The organism is Megasphaera stantonii, assembly GCF_003367905.1.
GTDB classification, from domain to species: domain Bacteria; phylum Bacillota; class Negativicutes; order Veillonellales; family Megasphaeraceae; genus Megasphaera; species Megasphaera stantonii.
Map to the genome: position 1 here is coordinate 248,353 of NZ_CP029462.1, position 17,346 is coordinate 265,698.

The following is a 17,346-nucleotide window of genomic DNA, read 5'->3' on the forward strand; positions in this document are numbered from 1 at the left end:
CTTCTTATGATAAAACGGTAAAAGATAACTGGCGCGTGACGCAACGTCAGGTTACCCCCCTCCATGATTAGAAGCGCCAGCTGAATGTAAAACCGCTGGTCACATGCTCGGTATGATAGCCATCGGGCTTGTAAATAGGTAGCCCGGCAAATACGTCATATGACAACCCCGAAGAAAAGCTGCCTCGCATGCCCAGCACAGCACCGGCTATATTTTTTCCAACCAGATCCTCCGTGCTCGGGCCATATACCTTGCCGACATCGATACCGATATAAATATCGCTGTGAAGCTTTGGAACAGAAGATGCCAGCTCATTGCGCAGGTACCAGCCGCTTTCACTCATAAGGGTATATTCGCCGTCAAAACCGCGCACCGTGTAGCGGTTGCCCATGGAAATCATATCTACGCCGTACAGCTTGTCGCCGGCCATGGTCCACTGCCCATGAAAGGACGCCGTATATATGGCCGGCCGGTGTCCCATTGTGAAGGGACGTTGGTAATCGAAGTCAAACAGCCACATATGATACCGCGTTTTTGGCCCGTCGGCATAGTCATTTTCCGGCATGGCGCCGAACCAGCCAAGGCCCATGCGATGACCTACGCGGCCATACACGGTATAATTCTGTCCGTATAACACCTTAGATATCCCAACTTCCAGCGCCGTCGTATGCAGCGTCTGAATGGGGATTTCCACATCATTGATGAAATTATGAGAGTTTCGTTTGCGAAGGCTCACGTCGAAACTGGCCTTGCTTCGCTGATCCCGGCTCATGAGGTGTTCCCAGGTCAACGTCGTTACATCTGTTTCGCCGCCGCTGATGAAGTCATAGGGAATACTATGCACGGTCTGGTGGTACTTATATCGGTAGTATGAAATGGAGAAGGATTCCCGTCCATAGGGAATCCGATAATATATACTCTGGCTCCGCGTTCCCCGTTCATACCCATCCATAGCTCCATCACCATTAAATCCGACCTGCAGCAAATCATTGGCATAAAACGGACTGTCTATAGCTATATTAGCGTTTAACTGTAAGCGTCCAGTGCTGGAAAGACCAGAATCGTCTACAGAAAGTAATCCGTGAAACGGCTTCGTCCGTGTAACGGTGAGCTCTATATCGCTCATACCAGCTTTCGCGGCGGGAAGAAGACGCATTGATACAGTCTGTGAGGATACCCCCTGCATTTGTTCAATCCCTTGTTCCAGTTGACGGACATTCAATATATCTCCCTCACGGCAGGGAAACGCAGTGCGCCAAGTTATGTCATAGCTGTCCTTACTGTAAATAAATTTATGAATCCGTCCAGGCTGTACAACTAGGCTCAGCATGCCATGTTCCAGTTTCTGCTCCGGGATGATTACACGGCTGGTCGCATATCCCCTATCCAATAACATCTGGTTGAGGGAACGCGCAACTTCGTTAATTGTAGCCAAATTCATCTCACGGTGTTCATAGTCGGCAACTTTTTCATAAAGAAAAAGAAACTCCGGTTCCATACCTTCCAGCCGTATCTGGCGGATATAAAAAGATGGGCCTCCGGGAGCAGGCGGCATGGCCGTTTCAAGCGCTGGGATACCTTCGATTTCCACCCTTCCCGGGCGCTGCAGCCGCTCGCTGCGCGCTTCATCAGCAAGTCGTGCTTGCTCCAACTGTTCCTGCTGCGTCATCGGGGATACAGAAGCAGCCTGCGCTGCCACACTCCCTAACAAAACCATACTACAAACCAATGCTATCTGGCGCTTCGTTTTGCTCATCCGCAATCATCTCCTAATGAAATTGTATCCGTTCAATTAAAAGGGGTACCCCCCTCCTGTTAGTTTCATTATACGCCTGACAAGTTTAAATGTTCAATCATTTTTTTGTAGTTTTTTAGTCAAGTATTGTGATCGGGCATTTCTTATCAAAAACATTGGTCCTATATATATTAATTGGCACATATATGCTAATGAGAACATACTTAGTAATTTTATGTTTTCAATAGACTATCAATATCTATATTCAAATACTGTGTCAAGTCAATGACTATCGACAATCTTAAAAAGGTTTTTCCCTGCTCCATTTTATAAATGGCATCTCTCCCATACCCAATAGCATCTGCTAATTGTTGTACGGACAGTCCCTTTTTTATTCGCAATTTCTTTATATTACTTGCAGCAGCCTTATTTACTTTCATCCATTCTTCTTTGGGTATTGGATTTAAATGTTGACTATTCCAATCAAAGGGGTTGAAGTCTTCTTCTTTAAATCGATGGTAAATGAAATCATCCATGGTCATGTTAAACAATCGTGATACAGCATATGCAATAGGGAACGACATGTGATACCGACCATTTTCAAGCGCCCACATATAGCTATTGCTTAATCCAAGCAAAGCAGCTGTTTCATTTTGGTTCAGACAATAATAGTAACGCAGAGTCATTAAGTTATGACGTATGGTTTCATATACTTGCCCGTGCTTTTCCTTTAGTTGTCTAATTTTCATTAAGGCTTCTACCCAAATTTGATTTTCCTCTTCCCCCCATTCATGTTCTACTAATAGGCCAATAGGAATATAAAACATCTGTGAAAACAGCCATACACACCGAAGACTGGCATAATACCTCCCATTTTCCATGGCATTGACATATTTAGGATTTAGCCCCAATAAATCAGCGCAATGTTTCTGGCTCATTCCATACATGTTCCGTATCAGTACAAGGTTTTGCCTTATCCGTTCCTGTACTTCCATCCATCGCAACTCAGTTACATCAGGTTTCTTCTCTGCTAAATAAAAATCTCTTGCCGCCTTATTCGCTGTTTTAATAAAAGTCTTTTTTGCATTCATTCTGATTCCTCCTGCCTTTGGCGTTTTTTAGGACGGCAAGGCCGTATCATATACAAAACAGCCAGGCAAGGGCGGCTATAGCCGTACTATTTACCCTTTCCTGGCTGTCTTTGTATATGATAGTATTTTTTTCCCTAAAAAATACGATTAGGCCTCTTACCTAATCGTATTTTCTCACTATGTAAGATGTATCACTCGCACCGTCAAATGGTCAGTAGTATCTGCAATTTCATCTATATTTTCTGCTGTAATGACATGACTATATTCACTTATATTGGCTAATAACTCCGCCTTATCTGCAAATACATGATAGTTTGCAAACCCTTCTGATTCTGCATATGTTGTTAAAGCAGATCCTATAGTATCATTGGGAGCAAAGATAGCTGCATTTTTCAACACATATCCCTCCAATTATTATTTTTAGGACGTTTTCTATGAATATTTTCTACTTAACCATTGCCATAACTATAGCATGATTACCATACTTGGTCAACGCAGCTGCTGTTGTTTAACTCTACAACCAAAGCATGATCTGGGATATGTATTTCATGAGATTCCGGCAAACTGTATCCAATAACGCCGCAGTTTAATTCATAATTCAAAAACAAGAAGCTGCAATAGGACTTTGCCGGCTTATCCATGATATCCAATACATGTGCTCCGTCCAAAACTTCTTTCCGCTCCTGAGGGTTCAGCATTCCCCATACTGTATTGACTGCCATAGTTTTAAACTCCTTTTTCTTTTACTATAGCATCCAAACCAGTAAGAAAAATGAGAGCCGGATTAAAATACAATTAAAATAATGGCAGATGATAAGCATCACATAGCAGCTTTAATGTTTCATGGCTTACAGTACCCCGTCGCACGTAAATATTGATTTCACTTCTAAGATACCGGCGTTCCATATCTGGTATTTCCTGTTTACCAGCATTTCGCTCCCTGTATTCTGCTAAATATCGCTGCAGCCCTTCCGGCAATAAATTTTCTACAAACGAGATAGCCAATGGAGAAGCAGCTTCACCAGTTAAATTTACAATATCTGTATATAACCATATATCTTTCCTATCTTTGCCATATTTATTGATGTGCAGATGCCCAAAAAACCAACGCTTGTAGGTCAATTTTTCCTCCAACGCGTCAAGCATATGCGATACAGGACATCCGTCATAAGCATGCAGGGAATCAGCCGTATTTTTCCACTTCGACGGAGCGGTATGGGTTATGACATAATCAACGGCCCAACCAACTTTCTTTAGATTTTCGGTAGCGTGTTTATACTCATCAATCGTTGGTATTTCCTGCGGCCACCACGATATCCCCTGTATCCGACGAGCTTGATCAACGCTTTTAGCTCCTCCCAGGCAAAAAAAGGTGCTGCCGTCTATCGTAAAAATTTCTCCGCGCATGAGGTGGTATATGTTATTCCGAATCTGGTGTACCTTGCCGCCCTGCCATTCCATGACTGGATAAGACGTAAGCAAATCAAAGTTTTCATGATTTCCATCGACAAATAAGGTGGTAAATGGCTGTTCACTCAACCACTGCAGCCATCGTTCAGTTTCCTGTGCATGCCGACCTCCCCAAATAAGGCCGAAATCCCCACAAATGATAATATAATCTTGAGCTCCAATAGCCAGCCCTCGTTCCCGAAGGCTGGCTGGTTCTAACCGGGAAGGATTTCCATGAATATCGCCTGTTATGTAAATCATAATACCATCCTTACACTTTTTAAGTATTATCTTGGACCTAAAAATCTGTCGCCATTCAGATGAATCATATGCTCTGGCTCATCGGCCGTCCAAACCTCCGTTTCGTAGGCAAGAACATCTGAGAACTTTTTATACGTTTTCCGATCTAAAAATGCAGTTACAAAAATCTTACCCGCTTGGACATGTTTAGTCATTTCTTCTATTTCCTGTATCCGCTTAGGTTCCATAGGACCGACAGACGTAACTGCCTCTACAAAGAATAACCAGTTACGGTCTTCTTGATAGAGAATGACATCAGGCATTTTGTCATGAAGAGTGATTTCAAATCCCAATTCGCGCAATTTAGCTTCATTTTTCACTAAATCTTTATTCGTCGTATCGCCAACATACAGACAAATACAATTCGGTGCATACCGGGGCGCAAATTCTTCCAGGATAGCTTTTTGCAGCTGATTGTGCTTCCCTGGAGAAAAGGTAAAATCACTATTATTTATACGTACCGGCATTTTTCGCATGGTACGTTTAGATGCATAGAGGGAAATGAGTGTTTGATGATTTTTAAAAAATTTATTCAACTTCTTTTCCCAATCATCAGACCTATAACTGCGAATCAAGCCAAGCATCTCTTCCGTAAGGCGGTACCTATAATTGGGACTGTTTGTTGCCTTTCCATTGTCTTCAATAAACGCAGCATTTCGAAAATGATGTAAGGCATGTTTACGAAAAGTTTCCCGCGTATTTTCAGCATATTCCATACCATAAAAATCATTGGAAAATCTAATCATATCGTGTATCCGAATCCATTGATTCGTTGCACTTTGCCAGTTATCATTGTCGTGAATCCCTGCCATAGCTAGTAATACGCAGCAACACACGATATTCTGCTGTTTTACCGGAACATGTAAAGACGATAAAATTTCCTGTGCTTCTTCCAATTTACTCATATGTAACTCCTCAAAATATGGTTGCAAGACGCTTCAGACAAATCCTGTACAGTCATGAGCTTTTTACCCATGGATTCAATTATATCAATCGTCGGTACTGGCATAGAATTTATTTCCGTAGAATTAACCTGCGTAGATCCGTTTAAAATTCGGTAATAGCAGTCATATAGTGTCGAATTAAACAACACATACAGCCCACAGACCAGGCATTCAGATAACGCTTTCACACCATCAATAAAATTAAGTTTATTTTGCGTACTAATTTGAGCATACTGCGGATATTTTTTCGATAAGTAGATACCGCACTGTAACCTTCTCCGTTCCTCTTTAGCGGTAAATCGCTTTACAAACAAGTAATTTTTATTTTCCTGAAGCAAGCCTCTTTGCTCCGTCACAATATATTCATGTTCTTTTCCCGCAGGGAAGATAACCTCCCCATTTTTAATATGTTGCGAGTAAAACAAGGGAACAGCATGCTCTTCTGCCTCATTTCGTAATGCATCCCGATTTCTAAAATCTACCGTAAGGCCGGTTTTCATTTTAAGCCCTATATCTGGCAACGTTTGATTCCATTTATGCAACGCATTTAATGTATCGACGTCTTTTGAATTGGTTACAAGATATACATAATCTTCCTTGCCATGAACAACGGTAGTGTAAGGTGCTTTGAATAGGGTTTTATCATTAAAATCATGATTACTCTTTGATGTCGTAATCACGATTTCATGAGATGGCAGTGAATTCTTTTTTGCTTTAATGATGATAGTTTCCTGAAGTACATTTTCTTTTTCAAACACTTTATCCCGGCTAATAAATAAGTGAATATGCTCTAATGATGCTTCTTTTAAAAATTTTTGTCTAAACTTTCTAAAATAAGCGCCTGAAGTCCAAGAACGCGGGATGATATATACCATTTCCCCATCATGTTTTAAATTGAACAGGCTCATAGAAGCGAATAAAAAATATAAATTAGGAGCTCCATAACATACATCCGGCATAGCAACAGCTTCCGGGGCATCCTTGCTAATTTTTTTATAGGGAGGATTACCAATGATAAAATCAAATTTCCGTCCGGCCACTCCATCACTTAAGGTAGCATTGTATGCTTCTCGCTGGCTTACAATGTAATTATCATTTACGATTTCGTATGTAAAATGTTTCTGATATCGAGAAGAAACCCATGCCAGATTATGTTGCAGTAGCTCAGCTACAGTTACATCATTTTCGTAGCAAACTAAATGAATATCTGTAACAGATTGAATCTCATTCAGTCTTTCAAGCAGCGCCACGGATAAAATACCAGAGCCGGCTCCCGGGTCAAGAATATAAACTTCTGGCATATTTTCAGGTATACGAAATAGCGATGCCATAAATATAGCCGATTCCTTGCTGGTAAAAAACTGACCATATTTTTTTCGCTCTTCTTTCGGCATTCTATTAATATATTCTGCCGTTTGGTCAACAACATAGTCAAGCATATTCATAAAAGCAACTCCTGTAATTTTATCTTTTTATTATACCATACGCCTAGCTGTTTGCCAGATACCCTATTTGAGATTCCGCAGCCTAATCCCCAGAAAATAATCTGTGCTGACCTTATAATATTTTGCAAGAACAATTAACTTTTCAATGGGTATCATCCGCTTGCCTGACTCGTACAATGCATAGCTTGCCTGTGAACAATTCAGAACCGCTGCGATGTGTTCTTGTGAATACTTTCGTTTTAGCCGGCATCGCTTTAATCGCTGCCCAATTTCATTTTTTAACATGCGGCAAGCCCCCAAGCGCGGCAATACATAAAACGGCTTCGTAAAAACCTCTGGCTTCCATCGAGATCAACGCGGCCGGCGCATTGATTTGTACATAGTCATGACGATTCAGCCAGTGGCTCAGATACTCTTCTGTCAGACGACTATGCCCCAGTGTTCGTATAATGCTTTTTTCTTCCTCTGTCAGTCTAATTTTACACGGTTCCATCATATCACCTCTCTATAAACTCCAACCCTTATACATTTCTTCTTCTACCCGTTCGGCTTCGTTTTTCTTTTGGTGCGGATCGCTGTCATCCCACCATGCATGGTACCGGGCTTTCGTATCATCCACAGCTTTCTGCAGCATGTGATTCAGCTTATCCGTAAACTCTGCATGGCGCTTTAGATGCACATTCCGTGCAGCCTTGCCTCCGGGCTCCATAACCGCCTCATTCTGACGGATACCATACATACGTACTTTTCCGTCTGTTTTTTCTACGTCGGTTATATCAAAGCCCTGCAGATGATCCGATGGCTGCACCGTTACCATGTACAAGCGCGCCTGCCCTTTGTTCATCGTATCACCTACCATAACGGCGCCTGCCCGCTCTATCTTTCCCGGCTCCAATTTGAGGTCGTCAATGACGGCATACGCTCGGCCTTTATGCGCACAAATATGGCAATCTTTAACGGCCTTGCGCCCCTCAATTTGCGAACTGCGCAGTACCACGTTATGCAGGCTGTCACAATAATATAAGTGATCCATCGGGACATTCTTCTTTAGCTCTTCTGCCTTGCCGGCAAAGAGCTTTTTCTGTTTCCGGGCCATCATAACCTGGCGATATATTTTTTTCCCCTGAGCCAGCACTTGCTCATTGGTTTGCTTAAACTCTGCGACAACCTTCTCAATCGCCTCCCTATTGGCTTGTATCTCTCCCTTATATCGCTGGATATCTGCTTCTGCAGCCTGTTTCCGGCGTATCAGCTGAGCATATTGCGTTCGCAGTTCTTCATTGACGTTGCGATCACGGGCCAGCTTGTAATATTCGTCCGCAACGGGCTGAATCTGCTCTTCCAAACGCTTGTGTTGTCTAACCGTATTCCAGTACCCCTTGCCAATGACCTTTTCAATCGCCATGGGCCACATATTGTCTTTGGCAACCATCTGCTTCTGCAGCTGCTTGTACTCGGCAAGATACCGGGCTTCTTTTTGGGCAAACGCCTCCTTCTTTTCCAGCAGCGCATCATATACGTCAGCAGCCGTCACCGTAACCGGCTGGGCTTCCAATTCTTCCGCAGCCTGTTCATCCAACGATTCGGCAATGAGAGCTTCCCGTTCACGGATTTCTTCCCGGCGGATACGTTCCTGCTCCCGCCGGATTTCAGCGATGACCTTGCGCAGTACAGCGTCGGTGGCAAACATGACAATCTTCTGCTCGGCAACCGACTCCGGCTGATCCGTCTCGTCCATTTCATCGGCTGTACAAGTCGGGTCATCACACTGGGACTCTATTTCCCGTTCCCGCTCGCGGATTTTTTCCAAAGTCTTTGGATTCCGGTACGCATCCCCCAAATGGGGCGCCGGTATCCGGTCCAGGAGGGCTGCTTCGTCATGGCGGCCCTGCTCTATCAAATCGTCGCGCTGCGCCTGAAGGGATTTTTCCGAAACCGAAATCTCCATACCGGCAGCCTTGAATCTCGCATTTACCATGTCAGCCCACAGTTTACGCATAGCACGTGTTCCCTGAACAGACTGATAGTACCGGTCCGCGCGGTATCCGGCACACGGATGCCCTTGCTGATCCAGATAATAATGCTTAAAATACATGTCCGGTCCCAGCGACCGGTCTACTTCAATCGTTTTTTCACAGAACATGATGTGCACATGAATATTACGGTGGTCTTTATCGAAGGCCGCCGTTTTATCATGCACGGCATAGGAAAAGGCATGACGTTTACCTATACCGGTCTTATCTAAAAATTCTTCCACCAAGGCGATATTGTCAGCAAGGGACAGCTCTTCCTGTAGTGCTAAGCGGATTTCCCGGTATGCACGGCCGTTTGCCTGGCGTTTTTCCTCAGCCGTTTGCCAGAACTGGCCGGCATGAGCTGCCCAGTCCGGCATATTCCCGCTGCGAGAAAATACCAAGTCTTCTTCACGGCCCTTCATGTTGGCATAGCTGCCTTCCCGGCAAATATATTCGTAGTGCGCTACTGTATTCACTTTTGTACCATCCGCGCGCGTTGCGTGGGGTGTATTCGAAAAATAATAAAGCGCCATGTTTTCCTACCCTGGTTTTACCAAAAATTTTTTAAAAAATTTTATATTTCTGTTTTTCAGGCCAAACTTGGCCTACGCCGCAGGCGTCCCGCACAGCGTGTTCTTTCCGCTTGCCGGAAAGCGCATAGCTAAATGTCAGGGACATTTGCGTAAATGCGCATCCCCTTGTTTTTAAAGATTTCCTCTGCTTGTTATTATACCATTTCCGCTCTCATTTTTGTACTATTTTTTATTACTAGATTTCCAAAATATTTTATTAGCATCTGTAATAAAACAGCTTATTCAAGCTATTTATAAGCATTTATTGCTATTTACTTTGTAGTATTTTCATGATATTTTTAACACAACGAATCAATAAAACCTATGAAAAGGAGGCTTATATATGAACCCACTCCGACGCCGCCCGGACCACAGTGCCCCGCCGGACGGAAACGCCGCTGACATCTTTGAAAAAGGGCCGATGAAACCCTACAGCGACGATCTTCTAAATTTCAAACAACAGCGCGATACGGCATTTTGGCTTATGAAAGCCTGTATTGTCATTATTGGCATCTGTGTCATCGTTACTGTCCTTATTGCCACCACGTATAACTACAAGACGTATGTCGTCCGCGTAGATAACGCCACCGGTCAGGTAGAAACCGGCGGAGAGCTGAAAGCCACAAACTACTCCCCACGGGAAGCCGAAATCAAATATTTCCTCACGAACTTCGTCGCCGATACCCGGACGGTCCCTCTCGATCCGGTCCAATACAAAAATAACGTAGACCGGGCCGCCCACTATCTCACCACACAGTCAGCCAACAAGCTGGCAGATATGCTGAAAAACGACGATCCGCGGGCAAAGCTGGGCAAAATGACCGTGCAGCCTACGATCCGCAGTATCCAGCTGCAGCCCGGCTCCAAGGGAACGTATCAGGTGCGTTGGTCTGAAGAAGAGTATTCCCTCTCCGGTTCCTCGACGCATCGGATTAATAACTACGTTGCGCTGTTTGCCGTAACTGTCGATCCGCCGACCAAAGAAGCCGAGCTCCTGATTAATCCGCTTGGATTGAAAATCAAGGATCTCACCATGTCCATAGAATCGACATCTAAAGCGCCGACACCAGCACTGCAGGGAGGAACCAGCAATGAAACTTAAACAAACCGCCCTCCTGGTTGCACTGACCTGCTGTATATCCACAGCTTTTGCCGCTGACGAAGCCAAGTCTACATACGATACCAGCGACGGCAGCTGTTCGGCCGCCAAAGTGGTATACGAGTATAAGCCGGACAGTTTGTTCCGTGTCAACGTGCAAATGGGTTATGTCACAGATATAGCTTTAAAACCGGGCGAGACCATTACGTACCTTGGCGCCGGCGATACTAAGCGCTGGCTTATCGACCAGTCTTCCGTCGGCTCGACATCCCATATCTATATCAAGCCGTTGGCAAAAGGTATCTCTACAAATATGATCATCAACACCAACCAGCGCACGTACCGCCTGTATCTCGTATCCGTGACATCCAACTATACGCCGATCGTGGAGTTCTCTTTCCCGGACGAAGCTTTCCAAAAAATGATGGCGCGTCCTCTGCCATGGAAGAGCAAAGAAGAAAAGCTATTCTATGACATCTATATGGAAAAGAAAGACGGCGCCTATGCCTTAAAAAAGCTGAACCGAAAATACAAGGTCAAAAAGCACGGAAAATTGGAAAAGACATTGTATCCTGCCGAAATTTTTGACGACGGTACGAGGACATACATCCTCATGCCTCAGTCCAATAAATACGATTTACCGGTGTTATACAACGTCGATTACGAGAACAAAATGACCCTCGTAAACTATCGCATCAAAAACGGATATATCATCGCCGACAGGGTGTTCCGCAAAGCCCGCCTTTGCTATACCCCGAAAACATACCTGGACATCCTGCCGTCTGACGTGCTGTACGGAGGTGCAGAAAACTGATGGATATAAAATATTTCATCTCAGATTTACTAGAAAACCTAAAAAAACGCTTTAGGAAAACGAGTTCGGAAGAAAGCGACTGGAACACGGACTATGAAACGTCGTTTTATCAGCAGGACTATCCTAATGGCAAACAAGATATACCTACTGGCGCCCGTCCCCAGAATCCGGCAGACGGAGAGCTCTATATACCGGACGATGAAGAAGACGAAGGAAGCCGTGCCGATCGGCTGCGCAAAAAACATATCCTGACAGCCGGCGGCATCGTGGCCTTTATCGCCGCGGCCTCTATGGCCTATACCACGCTGGTACCGGATACGCCGGATGCATCGAAACAGCAGCAGCCGCAGGAAACTACCGTATCGGCCCGGGCAGGCAACAAAGACTTGCCCAGCAAGTACAGCGACATCGCCAAATATCAGAACAATCAAAAACCAAAAGGAAAAGAATCCAAGGGAGGGAATGCAGCTGCAAAATCCCATGCGGCGCCAACGGAAAGCCAGCCCGTTGCCGTACGGCGCAGCCGTGCAGCCAGCAGTTCATCTTCCTCGTCGGCTCCGTCTGTAGCAGCTGCCCGTCAGCCAAGTATTTCGGCCGAACAGAAAGCCGCCCAGCGGGCAGCCGCCGAAGCACAGAAAGCCGAAGAAGAAGCCATGAACAGCTCTATCGCATTTAAAGTTGCCGCGGCGGTGACCAATGCCGTCGCCGGTACCGCTACTGTACAGGCCGCGGAACCGCAGCCAAACGAAAATTTATTTTACGACGCCGGGGATGAATCGAACGGCCAGTATGCCCTGCAGGCTGGCTCCGTTATCCCGGCCACACTGCAGACCGGCGTATCCAGCGACATGCCAGGCGGCGACGTCGTGGCCCTGGTACGTCAGAACATTTATGACAGCCTGACGGGCACGCATCTGTTAATCCCCCAGGGCAGTAAAATCATTGGTACGTATGGTCAGGCCGGAGCACGCGGCAACAAGCGAATCGGCGTCGTTTTTGAACGCATCATTTTGCCTGATGGTTCCAGTCTGGAACTCCCCGATCAGAAAGCCATAGACGGTACAGGTACGCCGGGGCTGATTGACAAATATACCACCCACTCGTCCACCCTATTTAAGACCGCATTTATGACGGCCCTTCTCGGCGCCGCCGCCCAGTCGGCGACAGGCAATACCAGCGGCGATGACAACCGAAGTCCGGGCCAGGAAGCCGTGGCCGGCGCCGTAGCCGAAGTCATGGAAACGGCCAGCGACCTCATCGACCGTGACGCCAATATTGCGCCGACAATCACCATTTCTCCTGGCTATCAATTTAACATTTTTATCAATCAAGATTTATTGATTGGTGAGTACAGTGAGTAGAATTGCACTCTTTTTCTTCTGCTTTCTGCCTGCCGTCGGCGGCAGCTGGATGGGGACGCAGAAATTTGCACAGTTGATTCAGTATGATACGCAGTTTCTCGGAACTCCGTTGCTGCAGTTTGGCACAACAACGCTGTATGCGCCATGGAAATTGCTTACGTGGTACGGCATGTACCGTGCCTATGTTCCCGGTCTTTTTAAAGACGTCATGCTGTATCCCATCGGCGGCTTGATTTTGTCCTTCGTCCTACTCGTTATCTTTCGCCCGCAAAAGCAGCTTACCAGTCACGGCAGCGCTCATTGGGGCGCATACAAAGACCTGGTAAAAATGGGCCTCATTTCCGGCTCCGGCGTTGTCGTAGGCCTCTACGACAACAGCCTAATCCGGAATGCTACGGCCTTGCTCCGATACCTGGAAAACAAGAAAAACGAGTCCGAGAGCTACGGTGAAATGACCTTTGACAAGCAGCTTGAAAAAGAACGGGCCCGTCACGCACAGTCCCTGGCTAAGCTCACCTTTCAAAAAGACATGGCAGCCCCAGGAAGCAAACCGTCTGTGGCCTTGGAAAAGGAAATAGAAAAACACCGTAATTGGCTGGAAAACCCGCCAGCATATAAGCCGAAAAAATGTTCGTCGGCGTACCTTTGGAAACGCTTGTATGATGCAGCCTTTGGGATTTATACCAAACTCCCGCACTTTTACTTGAGGGATAACCAAAGCCGGCACGTTTTACTCGTCGCCCCAACCCGATCCGGGAAAGGCGTCGGCGTTATCGTCCCAACCTTACTAGGAGGCTGGAAAGAATCGGTCATCGTCAACGACATCAAATCGGAAAACTGGGGGATCACAGCAGGATACCGGAAAAGAATGGGCCAGAAAGTCATTAAATTCGAGCCAACCTGCGCAGACGGTTCCAGCGCCCGCTGGAACCCGCTGGACGAGATCCGGATCGGCACGCCTGAAGAAGTATCGACAGCCCAGAACATCGCAAATGTCATCGCAAATTACGAAGGCAAAGAAAATGCCGACCACTGGATTGCCAACGCCGCCAACGTTATCTCTATAGTCATCCTCCACTTAAAGTATGCCCACTGCACAGATAAGCTCCATTACCCCAATCCACCGAACCTGTACACCGTTGCCAGTTTCCTCAAAGCAGCGGCCGCTCCTACGGTACTTGAAGACGGCACCATCGACGATGCAGAATACAGCGTGCAGGATTTTGTCACGGCCATACAGGCGCTTCAAAACTATGAGCATGTGCCGAGAGAAGGCATCGACATCGAGGAATGGGATATGAAACAGCAAGCTTACGTCACCCGGCACTTTACGCCGGACGACCTGCACCACATGTACCCGGACGATTTTATTGGTCCCTCAGAAGCGCCGTACACCCATCCTATCATCAACCGCGGGTTTATCGAAATTGCAAAAAAACCGGACAACGAGCTGGGCAGTATCATTTCCACGGCCAATACAGCCCTCAAAGAGTATTTGGACCCGGTGCTTACGATGAATACACGGTGCAGCGATTTCTGCATCGACGATCTGATGAAACATCCCAGACCCGTATCACTGTACCTTATTACTCCTCCAAGCGACCTCCTGCGTATGTCCCCTATTTTCCGGCTCTTTTTTGAACTGATGGTAGGACGCCACACGAAGGAAATTGCGGAGTACAAAAACGGCAGGGCTGCCAAACCGGCATACCTGCATAAATGCCTGCTCCTGATGGATGAATTTAACAGCCTGGGCAACCTCAAGCGTTTTGTCTCAGCTTTTGCGTTTACGGCGGGGTTCGGAATGAAAGGTTTTCTCGTCATGCAAGGCCTGGATCAGCTATTTAAAACATACGGAAAGGATAACGAGATCCCTATGAACACTAGCCTTCAGATCTTCTTTTCCCCAAACGAAGACAAAACGGCCGCGTACTTGGAAAAAAATCTCGGCAACCAGACCATCATTGCCGAATCCATTTCCGATACGGGGCAATGGTTTAGGAAAAACATTTCACGGAGCGAGATTTCCCGTCCCCTTATGACGGCCGAAGAAACGCGGCGCCTGGGTGACAACGAAATCATTTTTGCCCAGAATAACCCGCCCATTTTAACGCAAAAAATCCGTTACTACGAGCAGGATTTCTTTACCCGCAAACTGGCGGACGCTCCCTACGTCAGCGACGTGCTCCGTACCGGCGGCAGAGCCGAGACCATCAATGCCAACCCGCGACGGGAAGAGCGTCTTGCACAGCGCCGCCAGAAGCTCAAAGAAACATACGGACTAATCCAAGAGAAAGAAGGTGAAACCTATGGTCTCTCATGTCAAACTCCAACAGCTCATGAGGAAACAGGAACTGCTGAACGAACGGCGGCGGAAACAGGAAGCAAAACTCCGGGAATCCATCAAAGCGACCAGCAGCGAGCTGAGGGACATCAGTAAGCAAATCGAGGAAGAAAAATATGCGGTCTTGATCCGGCTGCTCCGGGAAACGGGCTTACCGCTGGATAACACACCGCTTATTATCGGCATCGCTCTGGAAGCAAAAGACATGATGGATTCTACCGATGAATCTGTAAGGACTGCCGCCATCAATAAATACACAGACCGCTATCTGGCGTTCCAGGAAGCCCGGCAATCGGTACAGCCCGCGCCGCAATGCGTACCGGCAGAAGCCTCCGAACCGGCAAATCCTCCAGCGGACAGCCCGACATTGTACTACGAGGAGATGGGCTAATTGGCAGATATGATCAACAGCTCTCTGCAATCCTTGTGGGGCAATGGGATATCAGAGCTGATGGAACGCAAAGACATTACCGAAATCTATGTCAACGACGACGGCTATATCCGGTATCAGTCCTACAAAGAGGGAAAGGTTAAAACGAACATATACCTGTCATCCGACAAGATCCAGGCTATTATCGAAATACTTGCCGGTCAGGTAGGTAAAGTCGTCAACGAAGACATTCCCAGTATTTCTACCGAAATCCGGGGATACGGGGCCCGGTTCCAGGGCGAGATCCCTCCGATTGTCCGCAATCCCCAGTTCAACATCCGTAAAAAGGCCGACAGGATTTTTACTCTTGCTGAATACGTCGCAAACGGCACCCTCAGTCCCTATTACAAGGACTATATCGAAAAAGCCATTGCCGACCGCAAGAATATCCTGATCGTCGGCGGCACCGGTACCGGCAAGACGACCTTTCTCAACGCCATCTTGGAAGCCATAGCCCGGATCTCTCCGTACCATCGCATCATCTCACTCGAAGACCTGCCGGAGCTGCAGTGCCCGGCTGATGACTACTCCCCTATGTTTACCAAACAGGAGACAAATAGCCAGGGCATCAAATACAACATGACCCGATTGCTGGCAGACTGCATGCGAAGGTCTCCTGATAGAATCATCGTCGGCGAAGTCCGGGATGGCGCCGCGTATACCATGCTTAAAGCCTGGAACACAGGACATGAAGGCGGCGTTTGCACAGTCCATGCCAACTCTGCCGAACTTGCCCTTACCCGTATCCGCAGTTTGGCCCGGGAAGATCCAGACGCAGCCGGCGACATCAATGACCTGATTGGCGAAGCCATCGACGTCGTTATCAGCATCGTCCATACCGACCTCGGCGGCGGCCAGAAAGGCCGCGTCGTCAACGATATTATCGAAGTCAAAACCTATGACGACGTAAGACAAGAATTTGTTCTCCGTCACGTACCAAATAATACTGCGCTGAAAAGTGCTATATAGTGCTATTTCGTGCTTATTTGTATCAGAACGTATCGTTTTAGCACAAATTATGCTTTTACATCATATCCAACTTGTTCTTAAAGGAGGTTTTCTCAATGCACACCAACAACACCCTGCACGCATTCATTGTAAAGCAGAAAGCTGCCATGCAGCGCCGCTATCTGTACAAGGTAGCCGGCCTGTCTTTATTCCTTTCTACGAGTCCTATCTTTACCTTTGCCAGCGATGTCGGCATTACCGATACAGCCGACGTTGATTCCTGGCCTTGGACAAAGTTTTTAAACTCCCTTGCCGATCAGCTTACCGGCCCCCTGCCTACGACACTTGGCATCATGGGGATCGCGGCCGCCGCTATCGCCATGTTTGCCGGACACGGTGGAGCGGGTACACAAAAATTTATCATGCTTGTCTTTGCTATCTCCATCTGCTTATTTGCACCGAACTTCGTAGAAATTATTACGGACAGCGCCGGCGGCGCCACCATTTACGGGGTATAAGCCATGGCAACAGAAGAAATCCCCGAAGGCTACGAAGCGCCGTTACACAGAAGTCTTACAAAGCCCCTGTATTGGGGCGGCGTCCCCCGTAATATTCTGCTGCTTGAGGTACTCATCGGCGTCCTGGGAGGCATCATTTTAAAGACCTTTATCGTCCCCGTCTTGGCCGTCGGCGTACATTTTATCTTTAGGTACCTTGGTACGCAAGATCCATATTTCTTAGACGTGTTCTGGCGCGGCAAGGATTACGAAAGTTATTACGAACCCTAACTCATCAAATC

Annotated in this window: 18 protein-coding genes; 8 read left to right on the forward strand and 10 right to left on the reverse strand. The window is 46.7% G+C overall.

Annotated elements, in window-relative coordinates:
* Positions 1-67 precede the first annotated feature (67 nt).
* From DKB62_RS01160 to DKB62_RS01200, 10 genes are all read right to left on the reverse strand, one after another.
* Positions 68-1,756: a ShlB/FhaC/HecB family hemolysin secretion/activation protein gene (locus DKB62_RS01160; protein ID WP_107195595.1), complete on the reverse strand. Its 1,689-nt coding sequence runs from the start codon at positions 1,754-1,756 to the stop codon at positions 68-70.
* 212 nt (positions 1,757-1,968) lie between these two features.
* Positions 1,969-2,826, reverse strand: a complete 858-nt coding sequence (locus tag DKB62_RS01165) for a helix-turn-helix domain-containing protein (RefSeq protein ID WP_107195594.1) — start codon at positions 2,824-2,826, stop codon at positions 1,969-1,971.
* Between the two features lie 177 nt (positions 2,827-3,003).
* Positions 3,004-3,225 carry a hypothetical protein gene (locus DKB62_RS12465; RefSeq protein WP_157949657.1) on the reverse strand — a complete coding sequence of 74 codons (222 nt, stop codon included), beginning with the start codon at positions 3,223-3,225 and terminating at the stop codon, positions 3,004-3,006.
* Between the two features lie 77 nt (positions 3,226-3,302).
* Positions 3,303-3,548: a hypothetical protein gene (locus DKB62_RS01170; RefSeq protein ID WP_107195592.1), complete on the reverse strand. Its 246-nt coding sequence runs from the start codon at positions 3,546-3,548 to the stop codon at positions 3,303-3,305.
* 73 nt (positions 3,549-3,621) lie between these two features.
* Positions 3,622-4,536 (reverse strand): metallophosphoesterase family protein, encoded by a 915-nt coding sequence (locus DKB62_RS01175; protein WP_107195591.1) that lies wholly within the window; start codon positions 4,534-4,536, stop codon positions 3,622-3,624.
* Positions 4,537-4,562: 26 nt separating this feature from the next.
* Positions 4,563-5,480 (reverse strand): BsuBI/PstI family type II restriction endonuclease, encoded by a 918-nt coding sequence (locus DKB62_RS01180; RefSeq protein WP_107195590.1) that lies wholly within the window; start codon positions 5,478-5,480, stop codon positions 4,563-4,565.
* Positions 5,477-6,964, reverse strand: a complete 1,488-nt coding sequence (locus DKB62_RS01185) for an Eco57I restriction-modification methylase domain-containing protein (protein ID WP_232818751.1) — start codon at positions 6,962-6,964, stop codon at positions 5,477-5,479. The genes DKB62_RS01180 and DKB62_RS01185 overlap by 4 nt, the downstream gene beginning before the upstream one ends.
* A gap of 63 nt (positions 6,965-7,027) precedes the next feature.
* Complete coding sequence (locus DKB62_RS01190) at positions 7,028-7,249, reverse strand: helix-turn-helix domain-containing protein (protein ID WP_107195589.1); 222 nt, start codon at positions 7,247-7,249, stop codon at positions 7,028-7,030.
* A complete protein-coding gene (locus DKB62_RS01195; RefSeq protein WP_157949656.1) occupies positions 7,236-7,460 on the reverse strand; it encodes a hypothetical protein in 225 nt (74 codons plus the stop codon). The genes DKB62_RS01190 and DKB62_RS01195 overlap by 14 nt, the downstream gene beginning before the upstream one ends.
* A gap of 9 nt (positions 7,461-7,469) precedes the next feature.
* Positions 7,470-9,455 (reverse strand): MobA/MobL family protein, encoded by a 1,986-nt coding sequence (locus DKB62_RS01200; RefSeq protein WP_232818750.1) that lies wholly within the window; start codon positions 9,453-9,455, stop codon positions 7,470-7,472.
* A 439-nt stretch (positions 9,456-9,894) separates the two neighbouring features.
* Between DKB62_RS01200 and DKB62_RS01205 the strand changes: the two genes are divergently transcribed.
* From DKB62_RS01205 to DKB62_RS01240, 8 genes are all read left to right on the forward strand, one after another.
* Entirely contained in the window at positions 9,895-10,653 is a 759-nt protein-coding gene (locus DKB62_RS01205) for a VirB8 family type IV secretion system protein (protein WP_232818749.1), read from the forward strand.
* Positions 10,643-11,464: a TrbG/VirB9 family P-type conjugative transfer protein gene (locus DKB62_RS01210; protein ID WP_107195586.1), complete on the forward strand. Its 822-nt coding sequence runs from the start codon at positions 10,643-10,645 to the stop codon at positions 11,462-11,464. Before DKB62_RS01205 ends, DKB62_RS01210 begins: the two co-directional genes overlap by 11 nt.
* Positions 11,464-12,825 carry a TraB/TrbI/VirB10 family type IV secretion system protein gene (locus tag DKB62_RS01215; RefSeq protein ID WP_107195585.1) on the forward strand — a complete coding sequence of 454 codons (1,362 nt, stop codon included), beginning with the start codon at positions 11,464-11,466 and terminating at the stop codon, positions 12,823-12,825. The genes DKB62_RS01210 and DKB62_RS01215 overlap by 1 nt, the downstream gene beginning before the upstream one ends.
* The gene (locus tag DKB62_RS01220) at positions 12,818-15,265 is read left to right on the forward strand and encodes a type IV secretory system conjugative DNA transfer family protein (protein WP_107195584.1); all 2,448 of its coding nucleotides are present in this window, start codon (positions 12,818-12,820) and stop codon (positions 15,263-15,265) included. Before DKB62_RS01215 ends, DKB62_RS01220 begins: the two co-directional genes overlap by 8 nt.
* A complete protein-coding gene (locus DKB62_RS01225; protein WP_157949655.1) occupies positions 15,165-15,560 on the forward strand; it encodes a hypothetical protein in 396 nt (131 codons plus the stop codon). Before DKB62_RS01220 ends, DKB62_RS01225 begins: the two co-directional genes overlap by 101 nt.
* A 9-nt stretch (positions 15,561-15,569) precedes the next feature.
* Positions 15,570-16,568 (forward strand): ATPase, T2SS/T4P/T4SS family, encoded by a 999-nt coding sequence (locus tag DKB62_RS01230; RefSeq protein WP_107195601.1) that lies wholly within the window; start codon positions 15,570-15,572, stop codon positions 16,566-16,568.
* A 95-nt stretch (positions 16,569-16,663) separates the two neighbouring features.
* Positions 16,664-17,065, forward strand: a complete 402-nt coding sequence (locus tag DKB62_RS01235) for a TrbC/VirB2 family protein (protein ID WP_107195582.1) — start codon at positions 16,664-16,666, stop codon at positions 17,063-17,065.
* 3 nt (positions 17,066-17,068) lie between these two features.
* Positions 17,069-17,335 carry a VirB3 family type IV secretion system protein gene (locus tag DKB62_RS01240; RefSeq protein WP_107195581.1) on the forward strand — a complete coding sequence of 89 codons (267 nt, stop codon included), beginning with the start codon at positions 17,069-17,071 and terminating at the stop codon, positions 17,333-17,335.
* Positions 17,336-17,346 lie beyond the last annotated feature (11 nt).

Excerpts from the sequence above, each read along its gene's own strand:
- DKB62_RS01165 (WP_107195594.1), bottom strand. The coding sequence starts at position 2,826 with ATGAATGCAAAAAAGACTTTTATTAAAACAGCGAATAAGGCGGCAAGA.
- DKB62_RS01240 (WP_107195581.1), top strand. The coding sequence starts at position 17,069 with ATGGCAACAGAAGAAATCCCCGAAGGCTACGAAGCGCCGTTACACAGA.
- DKB62_RS01170 (WP_107195592.1), bottom strand. The coding sequence starts at position 3,548 with ATGGCAGTCAATACAGTATGGGGAATGCTGAACCCTCAGGAGCGGAAA.
- DKB62_RS01180 (WP_107195590.1), bottom strand. The coding sequence starts at position 5,480 with ATGAGTAAATTGGAAGAAGCACAGGAAATTTTATCGTCTTTACATGTT.
- DKB62_RS01160 (WP_107195595.1), bottom strand. The coding sequence starts at position 1,756 with ATGAGCAAAACGAAGCGCCAGATAGCATTGGTTTGTAGTATGGTTTTG.
- DKB62_RS01210 (WP_107195586.1), top strand. The coding sequence starts at position 10,643 with ATGAAACTTAAACAAACCGCCCTCCTGGTTGCACTGACCTGCTGTATA.
- DKB62_RS01205 (WP_232818749.1), top strand. The coding sequence starts at position 9,895 with ATGAACCCACTCCGACGCCGCCCGGACCACAGTGCCCCGCCGGACGGA.
- DKB62_RS01215 (WP_107195585.1), top strand. The coding sequence starts at position 11,464 with ATGGATATAAAATATTTCATCTCAGATTTACTAGAAAACCTAAAAAAA.
- DKB62_RS01225 (WP_157949655.1), top strand. The coding sequence starts at position 15,165 with ATGAGGAAACAGGAACTGCTGAACGAACGGCGGCGGAAACAGGAAGCA.
- DKB62_RS01175 (WP_107195591.1), bottom strand. The coding sequence starts at position 4,536 with ATGATTTACATAACAGGCGATATTCATGGAAATCCTTCCCGGTTAGAA.
- DKB62_RS01185 (WP_232818751.1), bottom strand. The coding sequence starts at position 6,964 with ATGAATATGCTTGACTATGTTGTTGACCAAACGGCAGAATATATTAAT.
- DKB62_RS01235 (WP_107195582.1), top strand. The coding sequence starts at position 16,664 with ATGCACACCAACAACACCCTGCACGCATTCATTGTAAAGCAGAAAGCT.
- DKB62_RS01190 (WP_107195589.1), bottom strand. The coding sequence starts at position 7,249 with ATGTTAAAAAATGAAATTGGGCAGCGATTAAAGCGATGCCGGCTAAAA.
- DKB62_RS01195 (WP_157949656.1), bottom strand. The coding sequence starts at position 7,460 with ATGATGGAACCGTGTAAAATTAGACTGACAGAGGAAGAAAAAAGCATT.
- DKB62_RS01230 (WP_107195601.1), top strand. The coding sequence starts at position 15,570 with ATGATCAACAGCTCTCTGCAATCCTTGTGGGGCAATGGGATATCAGAG.